General features: G+C 57.7%; 21 protein-coding genes. 13 read left to right on the top strand and 8 right to left on the bottom strand.

The features are described 5' to 3' along the window. Positions 1 to 18 precede the first annotated feature (18 nt). Genes HF931_RS03935 through HF931_RS03925 form a run of 3 tightly spaced genes read left to right on the top strand, consistent with a single transcriptional unit; the run spans position 19 to position 3,005 of the window. Positions 19 to 591, top strand: coding sequence for a shikimate kinase (locus tag HF931_RS03935; RefSeq protein WP_035549630.1), 573 nt, complete (start codon positions 19 to 21; stop codon positions 589 to 591). Further along, positions 588 to 1,718, top strand: a complete 1,131-nt coding sequence (aroB, locus tag HF931_RS03930; protein ID WP_273241943.1) for a 3-dehydroquinate synthase — start codon at positions 588 to 590, stop codon at positions 1,716 to 1,718. The genes HF931_RS03935 and aroB overlap by 4 nt, the downstream gene beginning before the upstream one ends. Positions 1,719 to 1,742: 24 nt before the next feature. Next, positions 1,743 to 3,005 carry an HlyC/CorC family transporter gene (locus tag HF931_RS03925; RefSeq protein WP_035549627.1) on the top strand — a complete coding sequence of 421 codons (1,263 nt, stop codon included), beginning with the start codon at positions 1,743 to 1,745 and terminating at the stop codon, positions 3,003 to 3,005. Here HF931_RS03925 and HF931_RS03920 read toward each other — a convergent pair. After that, positions 2,985 to 3,329, bottom strand: coding sequence for a hypothetical protein (locus tag HF931_RS03920; RefSeq protein WP_273241942.1), 345 nt, complete (start codon positions 3,327 to 3,329; stop codon positions 2,985 to 2,987). The genes HF931_RS03925 and HF931_RS03920 overlap by 21 nt on opposite strands. 78 nt (positions 3,330 to 3,407) lie before the next feature. After that, positions 3,408 to 3,680: a BolA family protein gene (locus HF931_RS03915; RefSeq protein ID WP_035549623.1), complete on the bottom strand. Its 273-nt coding sequence runs from the start codon at positions 3,678 to 3,680 to the stop codon at positions 3,408 to 3,410. Positions 3,681 to 3,711: 31 nt separating this feature from the next. On the opposite strand from HF931_RS03915, the gene HF931_RS03910 reads away from it, so the two are divergent. The 3 genes from HF931_RS03910 (at position 3,712) to HF931_RS03900 (ending at position 6,994) form a co-directional block, all read left to right on the top strand. Continuing rightward, the gene (locus HF931_RS03910) at positions 3,712 to 4,335 is read left to right on the top strand and encodes a J domain-containing protein (RefSeq protein WP_035549620.1); all 624 of its coding nucleotides are present in this window, start codon (positions 3,712 to 3,714) and stop codon (positions 4,333 to 4,335) included. Position 4,336: 1 nt separating this feature from the next. After that, positions 4,337 to 5,824, top strand: a complete 1,488-nt coding sequence (locus HF931_RS03905) for a glycerol-3-phosphate dehydrogenase (protein WP_273241941.1) — start codon at positions 4,337 to 4,339, stop codon at positions 5,822 to 5,824. A gap of 165 nt (positions 5,825 to 5,989) precedes the next feature. Beyond that, the gene (locus HF931_RS03900) at positions 5,990 to 6,994 is read left to right on the top strand and encodes a complex I NDUFA9 subunit family protein (protein WP_273241940.1); all 1,005 of its coding nucleotides are present in this window, start codon (positions 5,990 to 5,992) and stop codon (positions 6,992 to 6,994) included. Position 6,995: 1 nt separating this feature from the next. Here HF931_RS03900 and HF931_RS03895 read toward each other — a convergent pair whose 3' ends face one another. Further along, positions 6,996 to 7,847: an undecaprenyl-diphosphate phosphatase gene (locus HF931_RS03895; protein ID WP_273012895.1), complete on the bottom strand. Its 852-nt coding sequence runs from the start codon at positions 7,845 to 7,847 to the stop codon at positions 6,996 to 6,998. Between the two features lie 233 nt (positions 7,848 to 8,080). Between HF931_RS03895 and HF931_RS03890 the strand changes: the two genes are divergently transcribed. Both HF931_RS03890 and gltB read left to right on the top strand, forming a co-directional pair. Next, positions 8,081 to 9,526: an NAD(P)-dependent oxidoreductase gene (locus tag HF931_RS03890; protein ID WP_273241938.1), complete on the top strand. Its 1,446-nt coding sequence runs from the start codon at positions 8,081 to 8,083 to the stop codon at positions 9,524 to 9,526. A 4-nt stretch (positions 9,527 to 9,530) separates the two neighbouring features. Further along, the gene (gltB, locus tag HF931_RS03885) at positions 9,531 to 14,063 is read left to right on the top strand and encodes a glutamate synthase large subunit (RefSeq protein ID WP_273241937.1); all 4,533 of its coding nucleotides are present in this window, start codon (positions 9,531 to 9,533) and stop codon (positions 14,061 to 14,063) included. Positions 14,064 to 14,105: 42 nt separating this feature from the next. Here gltB and HF931_RS03880 read toward each other — a convergent pair whose 3' ends face one another. Next, positions 14,106 to 15,002 (bottom strand): DUF4349 domain-containing protein, encoded by an 897-nt coding sequence (locus HF931_RS03880; protein WP_273012890.1) that lies wholly within the window; start codon positions 15,000 to 15,002, stop codon positions 14,106 to 14,108. A 78-nt stretch (positions 15,003 to 15,080) separates the two neighbouring features. Beyond that, positions 15,081 to 16,628: an acyl-CoA carboxylase subunit beta gene (locus HF931_RS03875; protein ID WP_273012888.1), complete on the bottom strand. Its 1,548-nt coding sequence runs from the start codon at positions 16,626 to 16,628 to the stop codon at positions 15,081 to 15,083. A gap of 173 nt (positions 16,629 to 16,801) precedes the next feature. Here HF931_RS03875 and HF931_RS03870 point away from each other — a divergent pair, with 173 nt between their 5' ends. The 4 genes from HF931_RS03870 (at position 16,802) to HF931_RS03855 (ending at position 20,688) form a co-directional block, all read left to right on the top strand. Then, positions 16,802 to 17,104 carry an SCP2 sterol-binding domain-containing protein gene (locus HF931_RS03870; protein ID WP_027842057.1) on the top strand — a complete coding sequence of 101 codons (303 nt, stop codon included), beginning with the start codon at positions 16,802 to 16,804 and terminating at the stop codon, positions 17,102 to 17,104. 76 nt (positions 17,105 to 17,180) lie between these two features. Beyond that, on the top strand, positions 17,181 to 18,134 hold the full coding sequence (locus HF931_RS03865; RefSeq protein ID WP_273012886.1) for an alpha/beta fold hydrolase: 954 nt from the start codon (positions 17,181 to 17,183) through the stop codon (positions 18,132 to 18,134). Between the two features lie 15 nt (positions 18,135 to 18,149). After that, a complete protein-coding gene (locus HF931_RS03860; protein ID WP_273012884.1) occupies positions 18,150 to 19,604 on the top strand; it encodes an AMP-binding protein in 1,455 nt (484 codons plus the stop codon). A gap of 79 nt (positions 19,605 to 19,683) precedes the next feature. After that, entirely contained in the window at positions 19,684 to 20,688 is a 1,005-nt protein-coding gene (locus HF931_RS03855; protein WP_273014367.1) for a zinc-dependent alcohol dehydrogenase family protein, read from the top strand. Here the strand turns inward: HF931_RS03855 and phbB are convergent. After that, complete coding sequence (phbB, locus tag HF931_RS03850) at positions 20,685 to 21,410, bottom strand: acetoacetyl-CoA reductase (protein ID WP_273241936.1); 726 nt, start codon at positions 21,408 to 21,410, stop codon at positions 20,685 to 20,687. The two genes, HF931_RS03855 and phbB, sit on opposite strands and share 4 nt — an antisense overlap. A 150-nt stretch (positions 21,411 to 21,560) precedes the next feature. On the opposite strand from phbB, the gene phaR reads away from it, so the two are divergent. Beyond that, positions 21,561 to 22,127, top strand: coding sequence for a polyhydroxyalkanoate synthesis repressor PhaR (gene phaR, locus HF931_RS03845; protein WP_035549601.1), 567 nt, complete (start codon positions 21,561 to 21,563; stop codon positions 22,125 to 22,127). Positions 22,128 to 22,188: 61 nt separating this feature from the next. Here the strand turns inward: phaR and HF931_RS03840 are convergent, their stop codons facing one another. Next, positions 22,189 to 22,656, bottom strand: a complete 468-nt coding sequence (locus HF931_RS03840; RefSeq protein WP_035549766.1) for a hypothetical protein — start codon at positions 22,654 to 22,656, stop codon at positions 22,189 to 22,191. A 188-nt stretch (positions 22,657 to 22,844) separates the two neighbouring features. After that, positions 22,845 to 23,561: a hypothetical protein gene (locus HF931_RS03835; protein WP_273241935.1), complete on the bottom strand. Its 717-nt coding sequence runs from the start codon at positions 23,559 to 23,561 to the stop codon at positions 22,845 to 22,847. Between the last annotated feature and the right edge of the window lie 405 nt (positions 23,562 to 23,966).

Below are 23,966 nucleotides of genomic sequence, written 5' to 3'. Positions count from 1 at the left end.
GGAGCCCGAAAGTCCAGAATGCCATCTGATAGTGACAGTACTTCCAGACCCGATGGCGCGACATTGCCTTACATGTCGCGGACGGTCGCGCTTGTGGGATTGATGGGGGCAGGAAAATCCACGGTTGGCCGCAGGCTGGCAGACAAGCTGGGTCGTGAATTTTACGATAGTGATTCGGAGATCGAGAAGGCGGCGGGCCTGTCGATCACCGATATCTTCGCGCTGCACGGTGAAGAAGATTTCAGGAGAGGGGAACAGCAGGTGTTGAAACGCCTGCTGGAGCAGCCGCCACATGTGCTTGCTACGGGCGGCGGCGCGTACCTGAACGCAGAAACACGCGAATTGATGCGCGATAATGCTGTCACCATCTGGCTGAATGCGGATCTCGAAACCCTGTGGCGGCGGGTTCAGAAACGCGATACGCGCCCGCTGCTGCGGCGGCCGGATGCGAAGGATGTTCTGACCAGCCTTTTGGCTGAGCGCGAGCCAATCTATTCGCAAGCCGATTTGGTGGTGCCATCGAAGGATGGTCCGCACATCAATACAGTCAACGCCATCTACAAAGCCCTTCAGACATGGACGCCGAAGTGACCACAACCCTTTCCCCACTTGATACGGTGACCGTAGACCTCGCGGATCGCAGCTACGACATTCTTGTTGGTCATGGTGCGCTTGACCATTTGGGGGAGCGTCTGACGCCGATGCTGAAACAGCCACGCGTCTTTGTGCTGACAGATGAAACCGTAGAGCGGATACATCGTCATCGGCTTGACGAAGCGCTTGCCCCGACGGGCGTGACGACAATCTGGAAGTCCCTCCTGCCAGGAGAGAAAACGAAATCCTTCTCCAATCTCGAAGACATACTGGATTGGCTGTTGGAATCATCAGCAGACCGCGGCGACGTATTGATCGCGCTTGGCGGCGGCGTGATCGGTGACATCACCGGGCTGGCGGCCAGCTTGATGAAGCGGGGCATGAAGTTCGTTCAGGTGCCGACGACTCTGTTGGCGCAGGTGGATTCTTCTGTCGGGGGCAAGACCGCCGTGAACACGCCGCGCGGCAAGAACATGATCGGCGCTTTCTATCAGCCCCAACTGGTCATTGCAGACACGGCACTGCTCGAAACCCTGCCTGCGCGAGAGCTGCGGGCTGGCTATGCAGAGATTGTGAAGTACGGCCTGATCAATGATCCGGAGTTTTTCGCCTGGCTCGAGGCGAATGGCGAAGCGGTCCTGGCGTTGGAGGCCGAAGCCATCGCGCATGCTGTCGCCACATCCTGCCGTGCGAAAGCGGCGATCGTTGCCGAAGATGAACGCGAAACCGGGGCGCGAGCCCTGTTGAACCTGGGGCATACATTCGGCCATGCGCTTGAGGCCGCGAACGAGTATGCCCCTGATCTGTTGCATGGTGAAGCGGTCGCCATCGGCATGGCGCTCGCCTTCCGCTTTGGTGCGTCTCGAGGGCTTACGCCGCAGACGGATGCCGATCGCGTGACCGCACATCTGAAGGCGACGGGCCTTCAATATGCGATTCCAGGACGACAGGGCGGGCCATATACAGCTGCTCGTCTGGTCGAACTGATGCAGCAGGACAAGAAGGCAAGCGGTGGCCGTGTGCCGCTCATCCTCGCAAGAGGCATTGGCCAATCCTACATCCACAAGGATGCAGACTTATCCCTTGTCGAAGCATTTCTCAGCAACGAATTGCTGGAGGCCTGATCCTCTCGCCATGAGACCCACACCATGATTATCGGTTATGCCATTTCCATCCTGCTGCTGCTTGGCATGTCAGGCTTTTTTTCTGGTTCGGAAACCGCACTGACAGCGGCGTCGCGCGCCCGAATGCACCAATTGGAGAAGGATGGCGACAAGCGTGCCGCAACGGTGAACCGGTTGATCTCCAATCGGGAAAACCTGATCGGGGCGATCCTGCTCGGCAACAATCTCGTGAACATTCTTGCCTCGGTTCTGGCGACGTCGCTGTTTACGGCGCTGTTTGGCCAGGGCGGGTTAGCCCTTGTGATGGCGACGGGTGTCATGACCATTCTTGTGCTGGTGTTCGCCGAAGTGTTGCCGAAGACGTATGCGATTTCACGTCCGGATACGATGGCAATGAGTGTGGCCAGACCGATCAGCGCCCTGGTTCTTGCCGTGTCGTGGATCGTCGTCCTGATCCAGTTTGTGGTCAGCGTGACGCTTCGTGTGCTTGGTCTTGGTACTCCGGCGGAAGCGGTTTCTGCGGAACAGGAAATTCGAGGCGCGATTGATCTCCACGCATCCGAAGGCGGTGTGGGCGCCGAAGACCGGCTGCGCCTTGTTGGCGCGCTGGACCTGAAGGAACTGACCGTCGAAGACGTCATGATCCACCGCAAGAACATCAAGATGCTGAATGCGGATCTCGAGCCGCGCCAGCTTATCATGAAGGCCATGGCGAGCCCGCACACGCGCTTGCCGCTCTATCGCGGCGAGAAGGAAGAGATAGTCGGCATTCTGCACGCAAAAGACCTGTTGCGTGCTGCGTTGCCCCTTGGCGGAGACTTGTCGTCGCTCAATCTTGAAGACCTGCTTCGCAAGCCGTGGTTCGTTCCGGAGACAACGCCAGTTCAGGATCAGCTCGATGCGTTCCTGCAAAAGCGGAGTCACTTTGCACTCGTCGTGGACGAGTATGGCGAGCTTCAGGGACTGATCACGCTCGAGGACATTCTCGAAGAGATCGTCGGCCACATCCATGATGAGCATGACGTGGCGGTGCAGGGTGTGCGCCCGCAGCCGAATGGGTCTGTGAATGTTGATGGCTGGGTCCCTATTCGGGACCTAAATCGCGCGACTGGATGGAATTTGCCCGACGAGGAGGCCGTGACGGTCGCGGGTCTCGTTATTCATGAGGCGCAAACCATCCCTGAGCCAGGCCAAAGCTTTGTGTTCCACGGGTATCGGTTCAACGTGCTGCGCCGACAGCGCAATCAAGTGACCGGCCTGAATATCTCAGAGGCCGAGACGAGCTGATTCGGTTTTCCGGCTGGCCATCTGCAGCGTATCGGCTGGGTCTTCGTCGCACCCATTGGCCTTCAGCCAGTTCTTTTCGTTCAAGGACACGATGTGGGCCGAATTCGGATCGGGATTGTCCATCGCGATGACCGCCCACTCCCCCTGAAGGGTTGGAATATCATGCGAAACCGGCACGAAGACGATTTCGCGATCTGGTGTGCAAACCGTGTCGCGAATCCAGTGCATCATGCCCAGATTCATATCATCAGATGCAGGCTCGGCGCTCGCTGAACCCATGAACATTGCGCCCGCAGCTGCGGCGATCATCAATTCTCTTACCATCACCCGTTCTCCTCGACGGCTGTGGAATTAATGAACGAGTCATAATTCGGTTCCGCCAGAAGATAGGAAATTCAAGAATCAGGCCGGTTTCGCCTTCAGCGCAAGAGCATGAAGCCCGGTATCGAATTCAGGCTGCAATACCAGCATAACGGCACGCTGCGTCTGGACGCGGGACAATCCTTCGAATGCAGCGGATGTGATTCGCACGGAATAATGGGTTTCGCCACCCGGTGCGGCCCCGGCATGCCCGGCGTGTTTGTGGCTATCATCCGTGATTTCGAGCTCTGTGGGTTCGAAAGCCTCGGTCAAAAGGTCACGAATTCGCGATAACCTGTCACTTGGCGGTGGCATCTTTAACCTGCTCTCCTTATTATGCCGGGCCATGTCAGACAGTGACCCATTTTCCTATCGCGTGAAGTTCAAGGATATACGCATCAAGCCTCCCAAAGACGAGGCTTCACGTGCGCGTGCCCAGAAGACTCGTGTTTGTGACCACAAGGAATGCGACCTTGAGGGGACGCATCCTGCGCCGAAACGCAAAGGAAATGGACGCCATTGGTTCTGTCAGGTTCATGCGGCGGAATACAATCGCAGCTTCAACTTCTTCGAAGGTATGTCGGAGGCGGAAGCCGCGTCCTTTGCCCGTCAGGAGCGGTTTGGCCACAAGCGTACCTGGAAATTTGGAACAGGTCCGCTGGCGGGAGAAAAGAGCGCTCAGAAGCTTGATCCGCGCCGCTGGGCGGGTAGCCGGTTCTTCAACATGGATGACGTGGCAAATGGCGAGGCCGCGAGTTCGAGCAACCGCAATACGCTTCAGACCCGCGCATTGAAGGAACTGGATCTCGAAACAGACGCGACGCCAGCGCAAATCCGTGCGCGCTACGCGGAATATGTGCGGCGGTTCCATCCGGATTCGAACAAGGGTGACCGTTCTTCGGAGCACAAGCTGCAACGCGTCCTGCGCGCAGGAAAGCTGCTGAAGGCCGCCGGCCTGATGAAAGGCTGAGATGCACGACATTCTGGTGATCGGCGGCGGGATCAACGGCACGGGGATCGCGCGCGACGCCGCGGGCAGGGGGCTTGATGTCGTCCTGTGCGAAAAGGATGACTTGGCCCAGCACACATCCTCCTCCAGTACCAAACTGATTCATGGCGGCCTGCGTTACCTCGAACAGTATGATTTCAGCCTAGTTCGCAAGGCACTGATTGAACGCGAGATCCTGCTCAAGGCCGCGCCTCACATCATATGGCCGATGCGGTTTGTCCTTCCGCACCACAAGGCGCTGCGACCAGCCTGGCTGATACGGCTGGGACTCTTCATCTACGACCATCTTGGCGGACGAAAGATCCTGCCAGCCACGACTACGCTTCGCCGAAAGTCGACGTCTAAACTCGATGCTTTGAAAGATGAGTTCAGGCTCGCCTTCGAGTATTCAGATTGCTGGGTGGAGGACTCGCGTCTCGTTGTGTTGAACGCGGTTGATGCGAAGGCGCGCGGCGCCGAAATCCTGACTCAAACCCGGTGCATATCACTCACGCGCTACACCGATCACTGGGAAGCCGTTCTCGAAACTTCAGGCGAAACACACACCCGGCAGTTCAAGGCCGTCGTCAACGCGGCCGGCGCGTGGGTTGATGACATTCTGGACCTCGATAGCAACCAGCCGGACGTGACGCATCTCCGACTCGTCAAGGGTAGTCACATCATCGTGCCGCGATGGCATGAGGGTGATCACGCCTATTTCTTCCAGAATGGCGATGGCCGGATCATGTTCGCAATTCCGTATGAACGCGGAGAGTTCACCCTGATCGGCACAACGGATGTTCCCTATGATGCTGATCGCGACAAGGTCGAGATCACTCAGGATGAAATCGAATACCTCTGCGACGGGGCGAGTGAGTACTACAAGGTGCCGGTGACACCAGCAGATGTCGCGGCTACCTATTCAGGCGTACGCCCACTTTACGATGACCACGCTGCTAACGCCTCCAAAGTTACGCGAGACTATGTTCTGAAGCTCGATGATGGGGCAGGCGCCCCGATCCTCTCGGTCTTCGGCGGAAAGATCACGACCTATCGGGAGCTTGCCGAGGACGCGATGGCGACCTTGGCAGGTATATTTTCTGAAACTGCGCCGGACTGGACCCAGACCGCAAGCCTGCCTGGAGGGGATATCCCGGACGCTGATTTCTCTTCATTTCTGGGCGAATTGCTGCGCGAGTATGCGGCGCTAGACCCTGCACTGATTGAGCGGTTGGCGCGGGCGTATGGCACACGGGTCCGGCTTCTGCTTGGAAAGGCAGAAAGCGAAGCGGGACTTGGGCAGGCGTTTGGGGCGGGATTGTTCGAGGCGGAGGTCAACTATCTGGTCGAGTCGGAGTTTGCGCGCTCAGCCGAGGACATTCTCTGGCGTCGGTCGAAGCTTGGCTTGCACATGAGTGAGAACGAGCGACGGGCGTTTGCCGATTGGTTTGCAGAACGTTACGGGGCATAGATTCCAGATTTCCGATGCCGGATTGGGCAACCCGGCAAGTCGAAATGGACAATCTGCACGTCCGCGCTGATTCGCCCGCGCTCGCTTGGTAGACAGGCGGAAGGGTCTATGATCAAAGGCCCCAATCGAATTATCGCGGCATGGCCGCCATGAGAGAGACTGAAGATGACCAAAGGCTTGGTAACTGTTTTCGGCGGGTCGGGGTTTATCGGTCGCTATGCTGCCCGTGAACTCGTGAAAAAGGGCTGGCGTGTGCGCGTTGCGTGTCGCCATGTGAATACGGCGGGTGATGTTCGCCTCGCAGGCCCTCCAGGATGGGTCGATATCGTTCAGGCCAATATCCGCAACCGGGAATCCGTTGATCGCGCGCTGGAAGGCGCCGACGCAGTTGTCAATCTGGTTGGCATCATGTTCGAAAAGGGCGCGCAGACGTTTGAATCCGCTCAACGCGAGGGGACTAAAGTTCTGGGCGCTGCTGCGGCCGAGAAGGGCATCACGCGCTTCGTTCAAGTTTCCGCAATTGGCGCGGACGCCGATTCTGATGCAGACTATGCGCGGACGAAAGCTGAAGCCGAAGCGGCCGTGCGCGAAGCCGTGCCAACGGCTACGATTCTGCGTCCTTCCATCGTGTTCGGCCCGGAAGACGAATTCTTCAATCGGTTCGCCGCGATGGCGACGTCACCCATCATGAGCGTGCTGCCGCTGTTGCCTGCGCTTGGCGGTGGGAAGACGCGCTTCCAGCCCGTGTATGCAGGGGATGTGGCTGAAGCGATTGCGACTGCGGTGGATAATGAGGCGGCTGCCGGCAAGACCTACGAATTGGGCGGCCCGCGGACTTACAGCTTCAATGAGCTGTATGACGTGATCTTCTCCACCATCGACAAACGCCGGTTCACCGTGCCGTTGCCCTTTTTCGTGGCCAAGCCGATGGGTTATCTGAGCGCTGCTGTGTGGCGCTACGTCCCACCATTCTCTTGGGGCTTTCTGGGCGATCCGCCGCTGACAGCCGACCAGGTTGAAATGTTGAAAACCGACAATGTGGTGGCCGACGATGCGCTGACTCTGAAGGATCTTGGCATTACTGATCTTGAATCGGTGGAGGCCATCGTGCCGGGCTACCTGTGGCGCTTCCGGGATTATGGCGAGTTCCACAAAGCTTCTGAAGCCTGATCTAGAGAAGCCCGATCATGGGTGAGCCCAGGATCAGGACGGCACCGAGCGCAAAACGGTAGATAACGAAGGGCAGGAAGCTCATTCGGCTGAGCAGTGACATCAGAAACCAGATGGACGCGAGACCGCTGATGAATGAGATGCCCGCAACAACGAGGCCATCCTGAAGCGTCAGGACTGAACTGGCAGGATCAGCGGACATGAGGCCGATGAGGCCATATCCACCAGCCGCCGCCAGTATGGGGGCACCAATCAGCATCGAGAAGCGGGCGGCTTCCGTGCGATCATAGCCCAATGCGCGCGCGGCCGTCATTGTTATGCCGGACCTGCTTGTCCCCGGCAAAATGGCTGCGATGGCCTGCGTGGCACCGATCAGGAATGCGTGCCAGAGCGTCATGTCTTCTTCTGTGCGTGTTCGTGCGCCCTTGGCGTCGGCCCACCAAAGTAGCGCGCCGAACACTATAGTGGTTGCTGCAACCACGTAGATGCTTCGCATTGTCGAGAGCATGCTTTCTGGCAGGAACAATTCGTAGGAAACGGCGACAATCAGGGCGATGGGGGTCGCGACGATGACGGCGGCGGCGAGGCGTGCCCCTTTCGAAAGAGGTGATTTCGAAACAGGTGCGGCGATCAGTTCGAATCCGCCCGCAACGGCATCTGCGACGTCTTTCCTGAAGTAGATGAGCATGGCCAGCAGAGTGCCAATATTTGAGACTGCGTTGATGAGCAGTTCATCCGCAGGACTTGCACTGAAATAGCCTGCTGCAAGCAGAACGTGCCCCGAAGACGAAATCGGCAGCCACTCGGTGGTACCTTGAAGGAGGGCTATGATGGCAAGCTGCAGGAGTGACATGGCGCGAACCTAGTTGAATTCCGACAGTTTGCACCTAGCCCAATTCGGTAAACCAACCATCAAATCACTACATATCAAAATAATACGAAAATATGAGACTGTTTCTCATATTTGAGCATTATCTGCGATTGTGCAGAATTACGCATATCGAAACAATACATAAAGCGCGATATACTATTGCGCATAAGGCGCTCACGCCGTAAGCCCGGGCTTCCAAGGTCAGGAGCGCCACTATGGCAGAAAAGATGCTGAAATTCATCAAGGTCGAGCGAAGCATGCCGACAAAGCGATCCGCGACGGATCGCAAGGACGATTTCGATGAAATCTATGCAGAGTTCAGCAAGGACAAGGCGAAAGAGCAGGCAACGCGCTGTTCCCAATGCGGCGTTCCATTCTGCCAGCAAGGCTGCCCGCTATCGAACAATATCCCGGACTGGCTGAAACTGGCGGCGGAAGATCGCCTTGAAGAGGCATATCAAGTGTCCTCTGCGACCAATAACATGCCGGAAATCTGTGGCCGCATCTGCCCGCAGGATCGTTTGTGCGAAGGCATTTGTACAATCGAGCAGTCCGGTCACGGCACCGTGACAATCGGCTCGATCGAGAAATATATCACAGACAATGCCTGGGAGCAGGGCTGGGTAACTCCTATCAAGCCACCGCGGGAGCGGGCTCAATCGGCAGGCATTATAGGCGCTGGCCCGGCGGGTCTGGCGGCGGCGGAACAGCTGCGCCGCAAAGGCTACCAAGTTGTCGTGTATGATGCGTATGATCGCGGGGGTGGTCTGCTGGTCTACGGTATTCCGGGCTTCAAGCTTGAGAAAGATGTCGTCGAGCGTCGCATCAAACGGCTGGAAGATTCCGGCATCGCGTTCAAGTTCAATACGCGCGTCGGGGAGACTGTTTCTCTCGCGACCCTGCGCGAAGAACATGACACGGTTCTGATCGCGACCGGCGTGTACCAGGCGAAGGACCTGAAATGCCCCGGTAGTGGCAATGAAGGCGTTTTCCCGGCGCTGGAATACCTGACCGCTTCCAATCGCAAGAATTTTGGCGACGCTGTCCCAGCCTATGATGATGGGACCCTGAACGCCGATGGGAAAAGAGTTGTGGTGATCGGAGGCGGCGATACCGCAATGGACTGTGTCCGGACTGCCATTCGCCAAGGGGCAAAGAGCGTCACGTGCCTCTATCGCCGGGACCGCGCCAACATGCCGGGGAGCCAACGGGAAGTGGCGAACGCAGAAGAAGAGGGTGTCACGTTCGAATGGCTCGCGTCACCGGAGGCAATTCTCGATACAAAAGCCGGCAAGCTGAAAGCCGTGCGGGCTAGCCGCATGAAACTGGGTGAGCCTGATGCGTCCGGTCGCCAGTCTCCGGTGAAGACCGGTGAAACCTTTGACCTGAAGGCCGACATGGTCATCAAGGCGCTTGGCTTTGATCCGGAAGACCTGCCAGAGCTGTTTGGAGAAGAGACGTTGACCGTGAACCGTTGGGGCGCGGTGCGGGTCGATTACGCCACAATGGAAACCAGCCTGCCGGGTGTTTACGCCGCGGGCGATATCGTACGCGGAGCATCGCTCGTCGTTTGGGCCATCAAGGATGGCCGTGACGCAGCGGACGCAATGCACAAGGCGATGAAAGCACAAGAGCGCGCCTCTAAAGTGGCGGCGGAGTAAATACATGTCAGATTATGTAAAGCAGTATGAAGCCAACCGTCAGCGCTTGATCGACGGCCATGCTTATGACCCCGAGTTCGAACACGATGCGTGTGGCGTTGGCCTGGTGGCTGCGTTGGATGGCAAGCCGCGCCGCGAAATCGTTGAGATGGGCATCGAGGCTCTGAAAAATGTCTGGCACCGCGGAGCAGTGGATGCTGACGGCAAGACAGGCGATGGCGCCGGTATTCGCGTGGAAGTGCCTCAGGATTTCTTCCGGGAACATGTCACGCGCACGGGCCATAACCCAACAGATGACCCGATCTGTGTTGGCCAGATCTTCTTGCCACGAACGGATTTTGCAGCGCAGGAAGCTGCGCGGACATTGGTGGAGACTGAAGTCCTGCATTTCGGCTTCTACATCTATGGTTGGCGTCAGCCGCCGGTCGATGTGACCGTTATCGGTCAGAAGGCGAAAGACACACGCCCGGCAATCGAACAGATCATGTTCCGTGACGCGATGGGACGCAGCCCCGAAGACCTGGAGCGTGCGCTTTATATCTGCCGCCGGCGGATTGAACGCCGTGCCCGCGAAGCGGCCATTCCATCTTTCTACGTTTGTTCGCTCAGCCACTCGTCCCTGATCTACAAGGGCATGTTCCTTGCTCAGGATATCGACAATTTTTATCTGGATCTGAAAGACGAACGGTTCGTCTCTGCCTTCGCAATTTATCACCAGCGCTACTCGACCAACACCTTTCCCCAATGGTCATTGGCACAGCCCTTCCGAATGATTGCGCATAATGGCGAGATCAATACGGTTCGCGGCAACAAGAACTGGATGAAGAGCCATGAAATCCGCATGGTGTCCGAGGCATTTGGTGGCCATGTCGACGACGTGAAGCCGGTTATTCCGGATGGCACATCAGATTCCGGGGCATTGGATGCGGTCTTCGAAATCCTCTGCAAATCGGGGCGCTCAGCTCCGATGGCAAAAGCCATGCTTATTCCTGAAGCTTGGTCCAAACGCGATTCCGTGATGCCCACGTCGCATCAGGCTCTGTACGATTACTGCAATTCCGTGATGGAGCCGTGGGATGGCCCGGCTGGCATCGCGGCTTATGATGGCCGTTGGGCAATCGCTGGCCTTGATCGGAATGGTCTGCGCCCTCTGCGCTATGCGTTGACGGCGGACGGTATTCTGGCTGTCGGGTCGGAAGCTGGCATGTGTCCGCTTGGCGATCACGAAGTGACGAAGCGCGGCCTGATTCAGGCCGGCGGCATGATTGCGGCGGACCTCAAGACCGGCAAATTCTATGAGCATGGTGAGCTTGTAGACCTGCTGGCGGGCAAGGCGCCTTACGAAGACTGGCTCAAGGCTGTCACAGAACTCGAGCCGGAAATCGGACCAGGGCCCGAGCCACTGATGTTCAACAAGGAAGACCTGCTGCGACGTCAGACCGCGGCGGGATACACGCTTGAGACGTTGGAGCTCATCCTGTCGCCGATGGCAGAGGGTGGCAAGGAGGCCATCGGTTCTATGGGTGATGACACGGCGACAGCCGTGCTGTCATACTCCTATCGCCCAATGAGTCATTTCTTCAGGCAGAATTTCAGCCAGGTGACAAACCCGCCTGTTGACCCGCTGCGTGAAGAACGCGTCATGAGCTTGAAGACCCGCTTCAAGAATCTCGGAAACGTGCTGGACACGGATAAATCCCAGCAGGAAGTGTTTGTGCTGGAGAGCCCGGTTCTCACCAACGGGATGTATGACCGGTTGATCGATCGGCTGGGTGTCGGGACCGCAGAAATCGACTGTACGTTCGACGAGTCTGATGCGGCCGGCGACGGCACAGCTCTCAAGAACGCCCTCAGCCGTATCCGTCAGGAAGCGGAAGATGCGGTACGTGAAGGTCGTGAGCACATCATTCTGACCGATCAGCATCAGTCTGCTGATAAGATCGCCATCCCGATGATCCTTGCGACGGGCGCGGTTCACTCTCATCTCGTAGCCCAGGGTCTACGGACGTTCTGCTCCATCACGGTGCGATCTGCAGAATGTCTAGACACGCACTATTTTGCTGTTCTGATTGGTGTCGGTGCAACGTGTGTGAACGCCTATCTGGCGCAAGATATCATCGCCGACCGCCATGCAAGAGGGCTGTTCGGGGATCTCGATCTCAATGAATGCGTGCTGAACTTCAAGAAAGCCATCGAGGGCGGGTTGTTGAAGATCATGTCCAAGATGGGCATTTCCGTAATCTCGTCTTATCGCGGTGGCTATAATTTCGAGGCATTGGGTCTCTCCCGCGCACTCGTGGCGGACTACTTCCCAGGCATGAGCAGCCGGATTTCCGGGCTCGGGCTTGCGGGCCTTGAAGAGAATGCGCTCGTCAGACACGAGGCCGCATTCGATGAGGACGTGGTTTCGCTTCCCGTGGGTGGCTTTTACCGCTTGCGTGCATCCGAAGAGCCGCATGCCTTGGATGGAAATCTGATCCATACGCTTCAGGCTGCGTGTGACCGCGGCGATTATTCCATCTATCGCAAATATGTGGAGGCTGTTCACTCGCGCGACCCGATTCAATTGCGTGACTTGCTGGACTTCAAGCCTGCCGGGGCGCCGGTTCCGGTATCCAGCGTTCAGTCGATTAATGAGATTCGCAAGCGCTTCGTGACACCGGGCATGTCTTTGGGCGCCCTCAGTCCGGAAGCGCACGGTACGTTGAATGTTGCCATGAACCGTATCGGCGCGAAATCCGTTTCCGGGGAAGGCGGCGAAGACCGTGCGAGGTTCCGTCCTCTTCCAAATGGCGACAATATGAATTCTGCAGTCAAGCAGGTCGCATCTGGTCGATTTGGTGTGACGGCGGAATATCTGAACCAATGCCGAGAAATCGAGATCAAGATCGCCCAGGGTGCGAAGCCGGGTGAAGGCGGCCAGCTGCCTGGCTTCAAGGTGACGGAACTCATCGCGAAACTTCGCCACGCAACGCCGGGCGTGACGCTGATTTCGCCACCGCCGCATCATGATATCTATTCGATCGAAGACCTCGCGCAGCTGATCTATGATCTCAAGCAGATCAACCCAGAGGCACGTGTCTGCGTGAAGCTGGTTGCCCAATCGGGTGTCGGCACGGTTGCCGCCGGGGTTGCGAAGGCAAAGGCAGATGTCATTCTGATTGCAGGCGGAATTGGTGGTACCGGTGCAAGCCCTCAGACCTCGATCAAATATGCGGGCCTGCCTTGGGAGCTTGGCCTGGCTGAAGGGCACCAGATCCTGTCGCTCAACAATCTGCGTAACAAGGTGACGCTCAGGACAGATGGTGGCCTGCGCACCGGCCGGGATATTGTGATTGCGGCCATGTTGGGTGCGGAAGAATACGGTATCGGCACGGCCGCGCTCGTCGCCATAGGCTGCATCATGGTCCGCCAATGTCATTCGAACACATGCCCGGTTGGCGTTTGTGTTCAGGATGAAGCTCTGCGTGCGCACTTTACCGGGTCTCCGGATAAAGTCGTCAATTTGATGAGCTTCATCGCCGAAGACGTGCGCGAAATTCTGGCATCTCTCGGCCTGAAATCGCTGGACGAAGCGATCGGGCGGACAGATCTCCTGACTCAGGTCAGCCGTGGTTCCACGCATCTGGACGATCTCGATCTCAACCCGCTTCTGGTGCAGGTCGATACAGAAACGCCGGTCATCTATCAGCCGAACCGTCGGGAAGAAGTTCCGGATACGCTGGATGCCCAAATCCTGCGCGATGCCGAACCATTCTTCGAACGTGGTGAGAAAATGCAGCTGGAATACGGCGTTCAGAATACGATGCGCGGTATTGGCGCGCGGTCGAGCTCTGCCATCACGCGCAAGTTCGGTATGCAAGCCTTGCCCGAAGGCCGCCTGCATATCCGCCTTGAAGGCTCAGCAGGCCAGTCACTCGGTGCGTTTTCCGTACAGGGTCTTTTGCTGGAAGTCATTGGCGATGCGAACGACTATGTGGGCAAAGGTTTGTCAGGAGCCTCCATCGTTGTCTCTCCACGGCCGAAGGAGCGCAATCGCGCCGGTGATGCGATCATCGGGAATACCTGTCTCTATGGCGCGACGGCTGGCAAGCTGTTCGCGGCTGGGACGGCGGGTGTTCGCTTCGCGGTTCGAAACTCCGGTGCTGTGACGGTCATCGAAGGCTGTGGCGCAAACGGTTGTGAGTACATGACAGGCGGAAAGGCCGTCATTCTTGGGCCGGTTGGTGACAATTTCGGCGCCGGTATGACGGGTGGAACGGCTTATATCTGGGATCCAGACAATCAGTTTGAGAAGATGGCCAACCCGGAAGCCATTGATTGGTATCCGCTTGCCGAGATGAAAGCGGATCATATCGCTGAAGCGAAGGCCCTCATCGAAGAACATTTCAAGCGGACCAAATCTCTGCGTGCGAAGGACCTGCTCGAGAATTGGGAAACAACGACCCGAGAGATCTTGATGATCGTGCCAAAGGAAATTGCGCATCTTCTGTTGGGCGACACGAAGCCCAAGTCCAGGAAGAAAGCACTGGCATAGGCCTGATGAAAAAGCCCCCGGGGCGATCCGGGGGCTTTTTCGCTATTGAGGTTTCTTCCGCCGTATCCGGGGCCAGACCAGTTTGAGCCAGATCCATAGGAAGACACCGATCAGGATCAACCACGGCAGCCCGACCGCAAAGGCAGTGATTACGGCGGCGAGGGCGCTGGATAGATTGTAGAAGAAGTCTCCAAACGCATTTCCAATTGGCGAGAGTGCACTTTGAGAAACTGGATTGCGTTTTGTCTCGTAGTTCACGCTGAGCTGGCTCATGTTCACGCGCAACATCAATGCTTTGAGCGAAGATTTCAGAGAGTCGATCTCACCATTCACCCTTGCCAGTTCCCGCTCGGTCGCCAGAAGGTCGCCGAGTTCTCCGTCTCGATTGGCGAGCAATTCCTCCAGACGTTTTTGCAAAGTCTGTTGAGCATTCAGCCGGGCGTCGGTGTCAATAATGGAAACGGTGAGGTCTTCAGCCGTCGTCTGGCGGTTCGTGACGTCTCCGTTCGCCTGCTCGGCTTCTTCGTCAATGCCGTTGAGGAATGTTTCTATCCAGTCAGGTGTCGCGCGTAGTTGGAGCGATCCAGACGCCTCATCTTCGGAATAGGTGTTGAACCAGGAGTTTGTGACGATGCAGACGGATGGTCCTGCGGCGTTGCAGGCGGCTACATGCCCCTGCATCACTGGTTCAATCTGTTTGACTGGCAGGCGCAGTCCGAGGGAATGCGAATAGGCAATGTATTGTTGCGCAACGTCGTCAACTGGCGCGCCATCGGTGCCCGATTTGGAGAAGGCCTCGCCCACGGCCATGTCCTGCTCCATCATCGGAGCAGCTGCCGGGGCAGACATTCTGGAGCGTTCGATTGGCTCCCCGCTTGGCCCGCCGCATGCCGCGAGCAAGAGCGCTGCGGCTGTGAATGTTGGTATCTTGAGTTTCATCTGGTCCCTCCACGTCCGTGCGGACTTCCACATGAAACCAGCAAAATGGCAAGATCAGGTTGGAAATCAGGCAGGGTGTCAGGGACGAAACCCAATGCGTCTTTCTCCGGGCTCCAGCGTTCGCCAGGCGTGGTGGATAAAGTCCACGAGTAGGGGGCGCGTATCGCGCGGGTCGATGATTTCCTCAGCATAGAAAGACTCTGCCGTGCGGAAGGGAGACCGGATCGCGTCGAACTTCTTGTAGAGCTGGGCTTTCAGAGCTTCGGGGTCTTTGGCTTCGGCCAGTTCCTTGCGGAACGCCGCTTCGATGCCGCCTGCCATGGGCAAGCTGCCCCAGTCACCGCTCGGCCAGCAATAGCGCCATTTGGTACGGCTCTGGTTCATCATGGCAGACCCGGCCAAGCCGTAGGCCTTGCGGATAACCACAGAGCAGACAGGAACGTCTGCCTGATAGATCGCGGTCATGGCACGCACGCCGGCGCGGGTAACGCCCGCCGTTTCCGCCTTCACGCCGACCGCAAAGCCGGGACAATCCACGAAGTGGACGACGGGCAGGTGGAACTGCGAACACAGATCCATATGGCGCGCGACCTTGTCGCAAACATCCGCCGTCCAGGCACCATCAAGGAAAAATGGGTCGCCAGCGAGAATGCCGACTGGATACCCGTCCAGCCGCGCGAAACCGCAAACGATACCGCGGCCCCAATCATGGCCGATTTCGAAGAAGCTGCCCTTGTCGACTGTCGCCTCGACGATCTTGCGCGGCTTGTAGGGTGTCTTGCCATCTGTTGGGACGATGGAGATCAGACTTTCTTCGCGTCGGTCGGGGGTATCCTTCGGCTGTTCCCGTTCCGGAAGTTCGTGCACGGAGGCTGGGAGATAGGACAGGAAGCGACGGGCTGTTTCGAACGCCTCGGCTTCCGAATTCACCACATTGTCGACGGTTCCGTTCTGCCCCTGGATTTTCCAACCACCCATTTCTTCCTTGGTGACATCTTCCCCAAGCGCAATGGCAACTGGCGGGCCAGCAACGAATACCTGGCTCAGCTCTTTCACCATGACAGAGAAATGGCTGGCGGCGACCCGGCCTGCGCCCATACCAGCACACGGGCCTAGCGCGAGGGAGACGAACGGAACCTGTGTCAGACCGTGAGTGATTTCGTTCCAGCCTGGTGTCTCCGGGATGTATGTGCGCGGATCCTTTTCCAGCATCTTTACCGATCCGCCGCCGCCCGTGCCGTCAATCATCTGCACCAGAGGCAGGCGGTATTCGGCTGCCATCTTGATGGCCTGCACCATCTTTTGCCAGATTGATGCATCAGCGGCCCCGCCGCGGACGGTGAAATCATCGGCCAGAATGACCGTGGATTTCCCGTTCAACTGCGCCCGGCCCATAACTGAGTTCGAGGGCGTAAAATGCTCCAATTCGTCGTCTGCGCCATAGGTTGCATTGCCAGCGATCTTGCCGATTTCGTGAAAGCTGCCGGGATCGGCCAGGAACGCGACCCGCTCGCGGACCGTCAGTTTTCCGCGTCCTCGTTGTCGGGATACGGGCTCTTCGCCGCCCATTTTCTCTGCCAGCCGTTCGCGCCGACGCAATTCTTCAATCGATTTTTGCCAACTCATGCGCGTGAATTTCCATGCTTCCGCTACGCTAGGTCAAGCGGATTTCAAAACCTGAGCAATTCTCCGATTCCCCGCAACAGCTGAATCAAATCAAGGAAATGTCGCCGTTGAAGTCTTGCCATTCGCTGTCAGGATCGGCTTTATCGCCTCAAGTCCATTCAAGGAGGATTTCAATGGATCTCGCAGAACTTACTTCGAAAGCCGACTCCGCAGTCGAGGCTGGCGGCGACTTCACCAAGAAGGTGAAATTCGATTTCGGTGACGCTGGCAAGCTGTTCATCGACGGCGTGGCCGGCAAGGCCGACAATTCCGACTCAGACGCCGACGCCACCATCAAGGTCAACTGGGACGACTTCGTGAAGATTTCCGAAGGTGCCATGGACCCGACAATGGCCTTCATGCAGGGCAAGCTGAAAGTTGAAGGTGACATGTCTGTCGCCATGCAGCTGCAGAACCTGATGAAGAAGTTCAGCTAATCACGCTGAAACGAACTTGATCTCAGTGGCCGTCCGGGGAAACCTTGGGCGGCCTCTTTATATTTGGACGCTTTGCATGACGACGGCCCCTCACATCCTCGACGATTCCTTCGTTCTGATCCCGGGAAATCCTCCGCCGGATGGCGCAGAGATTGTCTGGTTCAAGGGAAGTGGCGGGCGCAATCTCAGAGCGTGTATCGCGCCAGCCCTGTCTGCATCGAATCCTCGCGGTACGGTGATCGTTTGTCCGGGGCGAACGGAATTCATCGAGAAATACTTCGAGGTCGGGCGCGAGTTACAGGAGATGGGCTTTGCCGTTGTCATCCTGGACTGGCCGGGCCAGGGCCTGTCGGAGCGATTGCTGGACGATACGAAGAAGGGACACATTGACCGGTTCGAGACGTTCATGGGGGCGCTTGCGAACGGTCTGGAAAGTCTTCAAGAGCGGCTGCCGCGGCCTCATGTTTCGCTCGCGCACTCCATGGGCGGCGCGATCGCGCTGGCGACCATTTCGCAGGGATTGGTCAAGGTCGATGCGGCGGCATTCTGCGCACCCATGTGGGGGCTGAAGTCACGTTTTCTTGGAATGCGATATCTCGTCTGGGCCATGCGCGCGACAGGGCGCGCCGGTGACTACGCTATCCAGCCCGGACCGCCGGAAACATTCGAAACCAATATTGTGACCCATGACAAGAAGCATTGGGAAATGCAGCGCGCCCTGATCGAGGCGCGACCGGATCTGGAGCTTGGCCCCGTGACCTGGGGATGGCTTGGCGCATCGCTGAACATTCTCGATACATTCACAAAGCCGAAGACGTTGCAGCAAGTAACCATTCCGGTGTTTGTCGCGTCCGCTGAAGAAGAGCAACTTGTCGACAATGCGTCACATGAGAAGATTTGCGCCAAGCTGCCAGATTGCGAACATGTGGTCGTCGAAGGGGCGATGCATGAAATTCTAATGGAAACCGAAGACCGTAGACAGGAGTTCTGGGAGGGTTTCCACCGCCTGCTGAAGCGCGCGGATATATGAAAGCGAGGAAATCCAATGCCAGTTCTGTCTCTATCACGCATCTTGAGTTTCTGGGCAGAGCAGCAGCCCGACCGTGTTGCGATCGATCACGAAGGCGACGCCATTTCGTGGGCAGATCTGGACGCCTCCACGAACCGGTTGGCACGCGCATATGAAGCCTTGGGTGTGAAACAGGACGATTTCGTCACCATTGCCCTGCCGAACAGTATTGAGTTTTTCTCGGCCTGTTTCGCAGTCTGGAAACTTGGCGCAACACCGCAGCCTATTTCCGCGAAGCTTCCCAGACATGAGCGCGACCAGATCATTGAGCTTGGCAAACCATCGCTGATCATAGGCGTTCAGCCGGGAGAATATGAAGGGACGCCGTCCGTGCCACTGGGCTTTGAACCGGATGCCGCCGTCTCTGACGACGCGCTACCAGAGCGCACAGCTGCCTCACTCAAGGCCATGACCAGTGGTGGATCTACTGGTCGCCCCAAACTGATCGTGTCGGCCCAGCCTGCAGCGTGGGATACGGAGCTTCCTTTTCTGGAAATCCAGCAGCAGGGTGCAATGCTGGTCCCGGGGCCGCTCTATCATAACGGGCCCTTTGTCTGGGCCATGACGGCTTTGTTCCGAGGGTGTACTGTAGCCATCACGACGCGTTTCGATGCCGAGAAAACCCTTGAGACGATTGAGCGCGTCCAGATCGACATTGTGTACATGGTGCCGACGATGATGCGCCGTATCTGGTCGCTGCCAGAAGACGTCCGTACAAAGTATGACATATCTTGTCTGAAGACGCTCTGGCATCTTGCTGCGCCATGCCCTGCCTGGCTGAAGGAGTGTTTCATCGATTGGCTCGGAGCAGAGGTCATTTGGGAACTCTATGCCGGAACGGAAGGGCAGGGCACAACCATGATCCGGGGTGATGAATGGCTGGAGCATAAGGGCTCGGTCGGTCGACCGGTTGAGGCATGTGAGATCAAGATCGTCGATGAGACTGGGCAAGCTGTGCCCGCGGGCGAGGTTGGTGAAGTTTTCCTGCGCCCCCTCACGGGGCAGGGTTCCACCTACCGATACATCGGCGCGGAAGCAAAAGCGATTGATGGCGGCTGGGAGAGTTTGGGCGATCTTGGCTGGATGGATGCTGATGGATATCTCTATCTCACAGATCGACTGTCCGACATGATCCTTTCCGGCGGTGCAAACATTTATCCGGCCGAAGTCGAGGCCGCGATTGATGCCTATCCCGGTGTGCGATCTTCGGCCGTCATCGGCTTGCCGGATGAGGATATGGGCGCGCGTCTCCATGCGATTATCGACCGGCCAGACGGCGCGGTTGATGACGCATCCATGCTTGCGCATCTGAACGAGCATCTTGTTCGCTACAAAATTCCTAAGAGTTTTGAATTCGTGTCTGACCCGGTTCGGGACGATGCCGGGAAAGTCCGGCGCAAGGCCTTGAGGGAAGCGCGGCTGACAGCTTGACCGAAACGGATTTCCCGGATCGCTTGACTTCCGTAGCGGAGGCATAGCTCCCCTGTTGAAAATTCAGGAGGAGACCAAGATGAAAGTTGCTGCCGTCAAGAAGCCCGGAGGCCCCGGCAATCTGGTGATTGAAGACCGTCCAGACCCGAAGCCGAAGGCCGGAGAGATCCTTGTTCGTATTCATGCGAGCAGTTTGAACTATCACGATTTTGTTGTCGTCATGGGGGGGATCCCCACAGATGATGGACGCATTCCGATGTCGGATGGCGCCGGAGAAGTCGTTGAAGTTGGCGAGGGCGTGACGAAGTACAAGCCCGGTGACAAGGTGCTGTCGCTCTTCTTCCCGAACTGGCAAGCTGGCGAGATTGAAGCCGCTGGCTTTGCAAGTGTTCCCGGAGATGGCGCCGACGGGTGTGGCGCGGAACTTGTCGCTGCGCCGGAAACCGCATTCACGCGTATGCCGGAAGGATACTCTTATCGTGAAGCTGCGACGCTCCCTTGCGCGGCGCTGACGGCATGGCGCGCCCTGATGGTCGAAGCGAAAGTGAAGCCCGGTGATTGGGTTCTGACCCAGGGCACAGGCGGTGTTTCCATCTTTGCACTGCAATTCGCCAAGGCCGCAGGGTGCCGTGTGATTTCGACTTCGTCCTCAGACGTCAAGCTGGAACGCCTGAAGGACTTGGGGGCGGATCACGTTATCAACTACAAGGACACGCCCGACTGGGGGAAGGCGGCAAAGGCGATCACCGGAGGCCGCGGTGTTGATGAGGTCGTCGAGATCGGCGGACCGGGCACACTGGCCCAATCGATTACAGCTTCGCGTCCGGGTGGGCATATCTCCCTCATTGGTGTTTTGACTGGCGTGGCGGGTGAAGTGCCCACCGCCGCTTTGTTCTCCCTGAACATTACCCTGTCCGGGATTACTGTCGGATCCAGGCGGCATCAGGAGGACATGATTGCCGCGATCGAGGCCAATGGCATCAAGCCGGTCCTCGACAAGGACTTCCCGCTTGCCGAAATTGCTGATGCCTTTGCCCATCAGGCAAGCCAGCAGCATTTCGGCAAGATCACGCTGAGTCTCTAGCTCGCTATGTACTGCGCGCCGTTCACGGTCATTGTCGCACCAGTGATGAAGGCGGCTTCATCGCTGGCGAGATAGGCGCACATCGAGGCGATCTCTTCGGCCTTGCCAAGGCGGCCGACAGGGATCGCCGCGATGATCCCCTCAAGGACCTTTTCCGGAACGGCCTGGACCATTTCTGTGTCGATGTATCCGGGGCAGACCGTGTTCACGGTGATCCCCTTTTTGGCGCCTTCCTGTGCGAGCGCCTTGCTGAAGCCAATCAGACCGGCCTTGGCGGCGGAATAGTTTGCCTGACCAAACTGGCCCTTCTGACCGTTGATGGATGAGATGTTGATAACGCGGCCCCAGCCGCGCTCACGCATGCCTTCCCAAACCTGACGGGTGACATTGAAGGCGGATGTCAGGTCGATATCCATCACCTGTTGCCATTGTTCGCGGGTCATCTTGTGAAAGGGCGCGTCTCGCGTGACGCCGGCATTGTTGATGACCACATCGACAGGCCCGAGATCCTTTTCGATCTCCGCGAGGCCCGCGCCGACCGCGTCATAGTCGGCCACATCGAACTTGTAACATTTGATGCCCAGCTCTTTCGCGCATTCATCGGCGGCCTGCTGATTGCCCGCAAAATTTGCTGCGACCGCAAAGCCTTTTGCTTTCAGGGTTTCGCTGATTGCGCGACCGATTCCGCGCGTACCGCCAGTAACCAAAGCTACTTTCGCCATAACACATTTCCTCCCGTGTCGTTTGACGCCATCAGCTAGCCATTCCACCGGTGCGATAGCAATAGCGGATTGGTCACGGGCAATTTTTGTGCAAGACTTGCTGCATAGCACAATAATTGCTTCGACGAATTGAGAAGCAGAGGGCAGGACATGGCCAAGGGAAACGGATCAGACGATCTGATCATCATCAAGAAATACGCGAACCGTCGACTCTACGACACGTCGACTTCCTCTTACGTGACGCTCGACCATCTCTCGGAACTTGTCCGCGAAGGGCGTGACTTTGAAGTGCGCGATGCAAAGTCCGGAGAGGATCTGACGCGTCAGGTCCTGACGCAGATCATCTTCGAGAACGAGACGAAGGGCGAAGGGGCTTTGCCGTTGAATTTCCTGCGCCAGTTGATCGGCTTCTATGGTGGCGGCGCGCAGGCTTTCCTGCCGTCCTATCTGGAGATGTCGATGAACAGCTTCACCGAGGCGCAGAAGGAATGGCGCAAGGCGGCCAATCCGATGAATGCCTTCGAGCAGCAGGCCAAACGAAACATGGCCATGTTCGAAGAGGCGATGAAACTGTTCATGCCGACGCTCAAAAGCGCCGAAAAAGCCGCGCCTGCCGCAAATCCGATGATGGAATACCAGGCCGAGGCGCTGGCCAACATGCAGGCCCAGATGGCCGCGATCCAGAAGCAATTGTCTGACCTCTACAGCAAGGATTGAGGCCGGACGGAAAAAGAGCCCGCGGTGCGGGCTCTCAAAACTGGTTCATTTTGAAACAGGTCTAGATATCGCCCACGCCAAAGTCGCGTCGGGCGGAGACGATCGTGACCACGACGCCTGCCAGCACATCCAGCAACGTCATCGACATCAGGATGAAGAAGGTCGACGTTGCAAAATTCGGCAGCAACAGGAACTGGATCAGGCAGACGATGAAGAGGATCATCGAAACCGCGTGATTGATGATCGTCGCCGTGCCGGTTGAGGTCGACTTCAGGATTTCCAGGAACAGGAAAATCACGGCCAACAGGACAATGGCGTCTCCTTTGGTCAGGACCCATTCGACGCCGGAAATCATCGGCAGGCCGATAAACCGGTCGCTGAGCAGGCCGAGAATCGGCGCTGCATCCGAACGGATGATCTCGCCAAACTCATTCGCCGTTTCTACCGATCCGCCAAATCCGACGGCGAGAAGATTGTAGAGCGCTACCGGAATGACCAGCAGCGGAAAAATTCCGAAGATTGCGCGCATAAAAGACCCCTTTCTGGTTCTGCCGCCAGAGGCGTCATGTCCCCGACGCTTCTGATCCCGCCTTGCGATGGCCGCGCCTGAGATGGCCAATTTGGTTTCGCGATCCATGGCGGACTTACCCGTCCTTCGTCTGCATTAAAAACACGTTTACCGTAATGGTCTGCGTGTGGCGAGCCACTTCTTGGGTGTCAGAAATCCTGGGTCAGGAAAACCCGGAAGGTGGCATCGGGCGACCCGGACGTGACACCGAACAGGGCGCTGGTGCGCAGTGACAGGCTGTCGGTGAGCGGCAGGTCGGCAAATGGGCCGATCTGGTGGTTTTGCTCGGACAGGGGGAGGATATCGCTTGTCCGCCCGAAGGAATTGTAGAGCTCCGCGCCGACATCAATGTCCGGGGCAATCGCCCAGCCGAGGTCGCCTCGCGTTTGCAGAAAGGTGCCAGATTGCCGGTTTGAGCCGGTCTGGACAGTGCCAATCGCCGTGAACCGCGCTGTGAGCGTGTCTGATAGACGGAATTGGTTCAACCAGTGCAGGGAGACCTGGCCGGGCCGGTCATTGTCGCGCAGCCGGGCGTCAAACCGCAGACCAGACGCCCAGCGCGCACCATCGGGCGTCATCTGCCATCGCAACTCGGCTTGGGCATAGTCAAAATCAACTGTTTCGGCGTCCGTTTTGCGGGCATGAATCACGCCCCGAACGAGCATACGTCCATTCAGCGCATAGTCGGCGTGCACACGCTGAGCCAGACCGTTCGAGTCCGGGTCATAGGCGGCGCGGTACCCTGCGGCTCGTTTCCCTTCGGACACTTCCGGTCCGGAAATGCCGCTGGTGAGTTGGGCTGAGGCGGGCAGGCCGAGGCCCGCCAGGGTGAAGGCAAGCATGAGGAAGATAGTGCGGATCATCATGATTGTATGGCTGTATTGAAAACGTCTTTAAAGATACGAAAATGTGTATTCTCAGCTTCAAAAGACCGCAGGCGCGTCGCTCTCAGCGCCCAAAGCCGGACTGGCTCTCACCGTCCGGGTATCCCGTATTCCCGGCCCCTGATGGAACCGACAGCGCGGCGGGCCCCGTGGCGCTCCGCCAGATGATTTGTAGATGGCTACGGAATGGAGCGTTACCGCCCGCCGCGCCGGACAGGGTCTTCAGCGGACACCTCGAAAGGGCCCAAGATCCCGGGTCTTCGTTACCGGCACCGCGCGAACGATTCCTCCGTGCTTTTCACACGAAAGGCGCATCCGGGGAGGCCTTACTCCCGTGCGTCCGGACGAGGCGGATTCCCAACTTGCCTTCGCAAGCTCACCCTGGCC

The sequence above is a fragment of the Hyphomonas atlantica corrig. genome, from assembly GCF_017795365.1.
GTDB classification, from domain to species: domain Bacteria; phylum Pseudomonadota; class Alphaproteobacteria; order Caulobacterales; family Hyphomonadaceae; genus Hyphomonas; species Hyphomonas atlantica.
This window is presented reverse-complemented; position numbering and strand designations above follow the sequence as displayed.